We start from the raw sequence: 7,346 nt of genomic DNA, 5'->3' as shown, positions 1-7,346 counted from the left end.
AACCATACGAAAAGTGCTCCATTCGAGCCGGGCGAACAAGACTTAGACACTCTCATTCTCCCTGCTCAGGAGCACTTTTCGTCTTACTGACACACCCTCACCCCAAGATCACCGTGAAAAGACAGGGCTAGGTTGTGCTCAGCAAACCAGCGCTCCGGATCGACGTCAGCCCTATCGACGCTCACCTGTCCTGTTGGTGAAGTGATCGTCGTCGCAGCATCGCCGAGTTCGTCGACTGTGATCACGGCCGTCACATCCGGGCGATAGCCCACCGCTCCTCCGATGTCACCTAGCAGAAGTCCGTGCGTGTCTTGTCAGGGAGTGCTCGGCGACCGCACACGGGCCCGGCCTCATGCACCGACCCGAAGCTCGGCGTCGGCTTTCCTGCCGTCGACGAAGGGGGCGACGAACTTCGCCATTTGTGCGGCGAACTTCGGGTACGCCCGCAGTTGCGGCCGTTCCCCATCAGCCAGTCGACAGCGCAGTGTCGACCACGCCGAGTCCGCTGCACCACCGCGACGGGTACCGATCCCGGAGGAAACGGCCGAAGACCTGGACCGATGCCAGGATCGTCGAGTGGCACACCGGCTACGAGACCCGGCTGGCAGCGGCCCGCAAGTGTGCGCCGAACGCGTCCGCATTCAAGTTGTGGCGTGAATACTGCGCGAGCACCTCAACCGGCGAGCCGAGCTTCGCTCCGAACGTGGCAGCGCCTGGACTGAGACGCCGTATGTGTTCACACGCGAGGACGGCTCGATCCTGGATCCGGAGCAGGTTCCGATGCCTTCGAGCGGGGCGGCAGCCGAAGCGGCCGCCGCCAGTGCCGCGGGCACAGCGGAAAACTCGCGGGCTCCATCGGGCTCCTGATCATGAAAGGATCATGATCAGGAATGACAAAGTGGCTGGTCAATTCGCGCCTGACCAGCCACTTTAGTTTGCGCGCCCCGAGGGATTCGAACCCCCAACCTTCTGATCCGTAGTCAGATGCTCTATCCGTTGAGCTAGGGGCGCCCAGTCCGTCTCCGGACCGGTGTCGAGTGTACCGGCCCGCGGCGCAGAGTCGAAATCGGCAGCACATGCACCCCGCTTCGAGTCGTGACTGCCCGGGGCCAAACCGAGCTTGACTGGTACGGACCAAGATACTTCGTGGTCCGGTGAGGTACGGACCAAAGTCCCATTTATACGTATTTTGACGCTGGGTTGTGAGCCTCTTCACCCTCCGCACTGTTCCACGAGCTGAGATTGCCGCCGTACGGTCGAATCAACCTGCGGAAGTTCACCCGCTCCAGAACGGGCTGGATCGGGTGGCTTTCGCTTACCCGCCGTCGGCCGGTGACATCGACGGCAGATCGCCAGTGGAGGGTGAACGACCACCATGACAGCTATCGCCGATCACAGCCTCGCCCAAGATTTCGACCACGCTCCCACCTCACATCCGCGCCTGCTGGCCTGGGTCCGAGAGGTCGCGGAGCTTACCCGCCCGGAGCGGATCCATTGGTGTGATGGCTCCGACGCCGAGTGGGCCATGCTCACCGACGCACTCGTCGATGCCGGAACGCTGGTCCGCCTCAATCCCGAGAAGAAGCCGAACTCTTTCTGGGCCCGCACTGACCCCTCCGATGTGGCCAGGGTCGAAGAACGCACCTTCATCTGCTCGGTCGACGAGGCCGACGCCGGGCCGACCAACAACTGGCGGGACCCGGCAGAGATGAAGGCCGAGATGACCGAGCTCTACCGCGGTTGCATGCAGGGCCGCACCATGTATGTCATCCCGTTCTGCATGGGACCGGTGAACTCCGAAAACCCGATGTTCGGCGTGGAGATCACCGATTCGGCCTATGTGGTCGCCTCCATGCGGATCATGGCCCGGATGGGCGCCCACGTGCTCGAGGCGATGGGTTCCACCGCGGACTTCGTTCCGTGCCTGCACTCGGTGGGCGCGCCGCTGGAACCTGGCCAAGAGGACGTCCCCTGGCCGTGCAATCAGACCAAATACATCACGCAGTTTCCCGAAGAACGCATGATCTGGTCCTACGGATCCGGCTACGGTGGCAACTCGCTGCTCGGCAAGAAGTGCTACTCGCTGCGCATCGCCAGCGTCATGGCGCGCGACGAAGGCTGGCTGGCCGAACACATGCTCATCCTCAAGCTGACCTCGCCGCAGGGCAACGTCCGCTACATCGCTGCCGCGTTCCCCTCCGCCTGCGGCAAAACCAACCTCGCCATGCTCGAACCCACCATTCCCGGTTGGAAGGTCGAGACTCTAGGTGACGACATCGCCTGGATGCGCTTCGGTGAAGACGGCCGCCTCTACGCGTTGAACCCGGAATATGGCTTGTTCGGTGTGGCCCCGGGCACCGGCTGGGACACCAACCCGAACGCCATGCGCACCATCAACAAGGGCAACAGCGTCTTCACCAATGTCGCGCTCACCGACGACGGCGACATCTGGTGGGAGGGCATGACCGACGACCCTCCGGCTCACCTGACCGATTGGAAGGGGCGCAGCTGGCGCCCGGATGTCGAGGGCGCATCGCAGCCGTCGTCGCATCCGAACTCCAGGTTCTGTACCCCGATCACACAATGCCCCATCATCGCGCCGGAGTACGACGACCCCCGCGGCGTGCCGATCTCCGCGATCCTGTTCGGCGGACGCCGGGCGACGACGATCCCCCTGGTCACCGAGGCCCGCGACTGGACGCACGGGGTCTTCATGGGCGCCACCCTCTCCTCCGAGACCACGGCGGCCGCCGCGGGCAAGGTCGGGGTGGTCCGGCGCGACCCGATGGCCATGCTGCCGTTCATCGGCTACAACGGCGGAGACTACTTCGGGCATTGGATCTCCATGGGCAAAGACGCAGACTCCGCGAAGCTGCCCAAGATCTTCTACGTGAACTGGTTCCGCCGTGGTGAGGACGGCGGCTTCATCTGGCCCGGCTTCGGCGAGAACGGTCGCGTACTGAAATGGGTGATCGAGCGCATCGAGGGCACCGCAGCGGCGACGGAAACACCCATCGGGCGCGTTCCTACCGCGGAGGCCATCGACACCAGCGGTCTGGATCTGACTCGCGAACAGCTCGAAGCCTGCCTGCGTGTCGATCCGGCCGAGTGGCGAGCAGAAGTGCCCGGCATCACGCAGTGGTTCGAGAAGTTCGGCGACAAGCTGCCCACCTTGCTCTGGTCGGAGCTCGACGGCCTGAAGACGCGCCTCGGCTGAGGACGCCCGACAACGAGCCGGCTCGCGGTGGCCGGGCTAGCTCAGCAAGCCGAGGGCGCGGGCTCGGACCGTGGCCTCGGTGCGATTCGCGGCGCCAAGCTTGCTCAGGATGTGTGTGACGTGCTTCTTGACGGTGCTCAGCGCCACGAAGAGCTCCTTGGCTATCTCCTGGTTCTGCTTGCCTGCCGCGAGCAGAACCAGGACCTCCAGCTCACGTTCGCTGAGGCCGGTGACGATACCGGCGGTGGACGACGCGGCAGCCCCGGGGGCAGCGTCTCCGGAGCTCCGGGAGAAAGCTCGCGTCAACGTGCCCAGATACTTCACCGGAACCGATGGCTGTCCCGGGTGCTCGTTGGCGATGAACCGGCCGATCAGTTTGTGCATCGCGTCACCTTCGTCCACGAACACCCGGACGTGGCCCTGGGGAACGGCGAGGCTCAGCGACGCACCGAGCACCGAAAGCGCAACCTCGGTGTCGCCCACAGCTGCCCACCCCAGCGCCCGCAACGCCTCGATCTCGATCAGGCTCCCATCGCGACGCTGTGCTGACGCCAGGGTGCGTAGCCGGTCCAGCAGCCGGAGCGCTTCAGGAGCACGCTCCTGAACAAGCAGGAGACGGACCAGCACGAGATACGCGGGTTCTGCCGCATAGGTCGGCTCGTCATCGGCGCCGACGCCCCGGCTGGCCAGCCACTCGGCGGCAGCCGCGGTCTCACCCTGCATGAGCAAGAGCCGTGCCCGCTGCGCAGGGACCGGGTTCAACAGATCGGCAATGACGGGGTCCGAGTGGTTCTCGGCCATCTCCATTGCTCGGCGAGCGCCAGCGGGATCGCCCTGTGCGTGACGGATCCGAGCCAGGAGCGCCAGCCCCCGCGACATGAACTCGGCGAAGGAAAGCTCCCGGCACAGCGACAAACCCTCGTTGACCAGCTCAGCCGCCAGCTCCAACTCATCCCGCTCATAGGCCACCTCGGCCATCTCCACCTGGACGATGCCCGCTGCCGGAGCCAGCGGACGACCCGGCGAAGTCATCGACTGCCGCGCCGTGCGGCACGTCTCCAGTGCGGCGTCGAGCCGCCCTCGGGCGCGGTGGATACGGCCAAGGCCCGATGAGGCCACCATGGCGAGATCGTCGTGACCGGCCGAGCGCCACAGGCCCACACAAAACTCCATACCGTGCTGTGCCTCCGCGACCCAGCCGCGGACCCACACCCCCATGGCCCTGCTCGTATGCGCGAGCCCTTCCAGCATCTGATCGGTGTCGTCGAGTGCCGCCAAAGCCTCGGATGCGTACACCACCGCGGCCTCGCCTTCACCGTGAAGGTGCGCTATGTACGAGCGCCCGACCGCGATCGCCGCCGGAATGTTGACGAATCTGCTCGCGGCCCTGCCGACGGAGGGCTCAAACGGCTCCTGCGCCGCCTCGCCTTCGGCACGCTCGGCGACATCGAGAAACTCCCCGACCACATCCAGCCGGCCTCCGATGAGGTTCAACGCGGCCTGCACCAGATTCAACCGTGGCCGGGAAGCGACCAGGTCAGGTGGTAACGCCGCGATCCACCGCGACGCCGTGGCCGCCTCACTGCTCAGGTAGAGCTCGTCGAAGTATCGCTCGATCAAACGCGCCGCCATGACGTACTCGCCGGCGCTCACCGCATGCCGGACGGCGTGGTCAGGCGGCCCATGCTGTTCATGCCATGCGGCGGCCCGGCGATGCAACTCCTTTGCTCGGTCCGGCCGGGCACCGTCCAACCTGTTGCGGAGCAGGTCAGCGAACAGATGGTGGTAGCGCCACCAACCACGGTTCTCGTCGAGGGGCACGAGAAACAGGTTCGCTCGCTCGATGGCCTCCAACATCTGCTGGCTGTCGGTTCGGCCCGTCACGGCGTCGCACAACGACCCGCAAAGCCGTTCCAGCACCGAGGTTTCCAGAAGGAATCGGCGCATGACATCGGACTGGTGGTCCAGAACTTCCTCGGTCAGGTAGTCGAGCACATAGCGGTGACTGCCGGAGAACGAAGCGACGAACCTGGCGAGATCCGGCTGACTTCGCAGCGACACACTGGCGAGCTGCAAACCGGCCACCCACCCTTCGGTGCGGGAGAGCAGCGTCTCCACCGCCTCGTCCCGAAAGCTCGCATCGAAGGCGCCGCCCAGAAGAGTCCCCGTCTCTTCGAGAGTGAAGCGCAGCTCAGCGCCACGCAACTCGGTGAGCTCGCTGCGTACGCGAAGGCGCGCCAGCGGCAACGGTGGCTCGGTGCGGCTAGCTATCACCACACACAGCTGCGAGGGCCGATGCTCCAGCAGGAATCGCAAAGAAGCGTGCACCTGTTCGGTATCGATCACGTGGTAGTCGTCCAAGACCAGCACGACGAGGTTAGGTTCGGTGGCAAGCTCATTGACAACAGCGGTCACGAGACCGTCGAAGGTCGTCGGCGCAGGAGGTCCCAGCAAGGGGGCGACGCGCTCGACGATCCCTGGGCGGCTCGGCGCCAGCGTGGCCACGGCGTGACGCCAGAACCGGACGGGGTCGTTGTCACCCGAGTCCAGCGCCAGCCATCCGGCACTGCCCCTGTGTCGCCTGCTCAGCTCGGACAACAACGCTGTCTTGCCGGATCCGGCCGGCGCACACACCAGCGTCAGCGCCCCGCGCAGACCTTCCTCGAGCTGGCTCGTCAGACGCGGACGGGAAACGAATCCGGGCGGCGGTGGTGGAATGTAGAGCTTGGTGGCGAGCAGCCCTTCGTGCGGGTCCACCATGGACATCCCGGCCTGCTGACCGGCAAGCTCGCCATTCACGTCTCGGTTCCCCCCGGTGCGTGGCTTGAATGGGTGCCATCGTAACGGCGCCGCTGCTACTCCCCTTCGGTCACGCTTCCACCCCGGGGTCGACCAACGGATGACGACGAAAGCGGTCTCGGCTTCGTAATGTGCCGCAGGACCGAAGTATCGGTCGGCACGTAGACGGAGAAGCAGAGGGCCACATGACCATCTTCAGTTTGCTGCAGGCAGCCAGCCGTTTTCCCCCCATGGACGATGCGCAGGGCCTGCTGGCCACGATCCACCCGAAGCGGGCAGAGACCGTGGGTGCCGACGGCGTCGCACCGTCAGCCAGCCGGGAGATACGCCTGGTGTCGCGGCCAGGTGACCTGAGCCCGGCGAATCTCGAAACAGCCGTCACGTCTACGCCGCGCCCCGGCCCGGGACAGGTCCTCGTGCGAAACACCTGGCTCTCGGTGGACCGGTATGTCCGTGGCCGGATGGACAATGTCCCGGCCCCGGCGCACCCGCCCTACCAGTTGGGTTCCGCCCTGGACGGCGCGGCCGTCGGCGAAGTCGTCACCACCCGATCCGAAGATATACCCGTCGGCACCACCGTCTTGCACTTTCTCGGCTGGCGCGAGTACGCCGTAGTCGACGCCACGGACGCGCTCGTCGTCGACACCGACCTCGCTCCGGCACAGGCGTACCTCGGAGTTCTCGGCATTCCGGGCCTGACGGCCTACGCCGCTCTGACCACCGCTGCAACACTCCAGCCCGGGGACGTCGCGTTCATCGCCAACGCGACGACGCCCGTCGGTAACGCAGCCGGCCAGATCGCCCGCAAGCTCGGGGCATCCGAGGTCATCGGCTCAGCCGGCGGACCGGAGGACACGCTGACTGCGCTCGAGGTCCACGGATACGACCTGGTTGTGGACCACCACGCCGGCTCGATCAGCCGGCAACTCAACCGGCTCGCACCCGATGGGGTCGACGTCTACGTCGGCACAGCCGACGGCCCGCTGCTCGAGGCCGCGATCGAGACTCTGCGGACCGGCGGCCGGGCGGCGCTGGTGAGCCACGGCAATGACTCGTGTTGTCACCACCAGATCCCCGGCCCGCACAACCTGCACAAAATCGTCGACAAGCAGCTCTCCCTACATGGCGTGCAGATCGGCAAGCATCTAGCGGCGTTTCCCGACTACATCCGGCACGCCGCGGGCTGGCTCGCCGAAGGCTCCCTGTATTCACACGAGCTCGTCTATCACGGCCTCGACCAGGCGCCGTCGGCGCTGGTCGCAATGGAACGCGGAACCTCCCACCACGACCGAGTCCTCATCCGCCTGCATCCCTGATCAACACGACTATT

3 protein-coding genes and 1 tRNA gene are annotated in these 7,346 nt (G+C 65.7%); 2 read left to right on the top strand and 2 right to left on the bottom strand.

Annotation, left to right across the window (positions count from 1 at the left end; translation table 11 throughout):
* Positions 1 to 938: 938 nt before the first annotated feature.
* A tRNA-Arg gene (locus F7O44_RS28590) sits at positions 939 to 1,011 on the bottom strand.
* A gap of 364 nt (positions 1,012 to 1,375) precedes the next feature.
* On the opposite strand from F7O44_RS28590, the gene F7O44_RS28585 reads away from it, so the two are divergent.
* Positions 1,376 to 3,217 (top strand): phosphoenolpyruvate carboxykinase (GTP), encoded by a 1,842-nt coding sequence (locus F7O44_RS28585; protein ID WP_162453739.1) that lies wholly within the window; start codon positions 1,376 to 1,378, stop codon positions 3,215 to 3,217.
* A gap of 36 nt (positions 3,218 to 3,253) precedes the next feature.
* Here the strand turns inward: F7O44_RS28585 and F7O44_RS32190 are convergent, their stop codons facing one another.
* A complete protein-coding gene (locus F7O44_RS32190; RefSeq protein ID WP_162453738.1) occupies positions 3,254 to 6,016 on the bottom strand; it encodes a winged helix-turn-helix domain-containing protein in 2,763 nt (920 codons plus the stop codon).
* A gap of 185 nt (positions 6,017 to 6,201) precedes the next feature.
* Between F7O44_RS32190 and F7O44_RS28575 the strand changes: the two genes are divergently transcribed.
* The gene (locus F7O44_RS28575) at positions 6,202 to 7,332 is read left to right on the top strand and encodes an MDR family NADP-dependent oxidoreductase (protein ID WP_222851793.1); all 1,131 of its coding nucleotides are present in this window, start codon (positions 6,202 to 6,204) and stop codon (positions 7,330 to 7,332) included.
* Positions 7,333 to 7,346: the final 14 nt, after the last annotated feature.

It is taken from the genome of Phytoactinopolyspora mesophila (assembly GCF_010122465.1).
Lineage (GTDB): Bacteria > Actinomycetota > Actinomycetes > Jiangellales > Jiangellaceae > Phytoactinopolyspora > Phytoactinopolyspora mesophila.
Note: the sequence above shows the minus strand (reverse complement) of the source record. Positions and strands in the feature narration are given on the sequence as shown.

Excerpts from the sequence above, each read along its gene's own strand:
- F7O44_RS28585 (WP_162453739.1), top strand. The coding sequence starts at position 1,376 with ATGACAGCTATCGCCGATCACAGCCTCGCCCAAGATTTCGACCACGCT.
- F7O44_RS28575 (WP_222851793.1), top strand. The coding sequence starts at position 6,202 with ATGACCATCTTCAGTTTGCTGCAGGCAGCCAGCCGTTTTCCCCCCATG.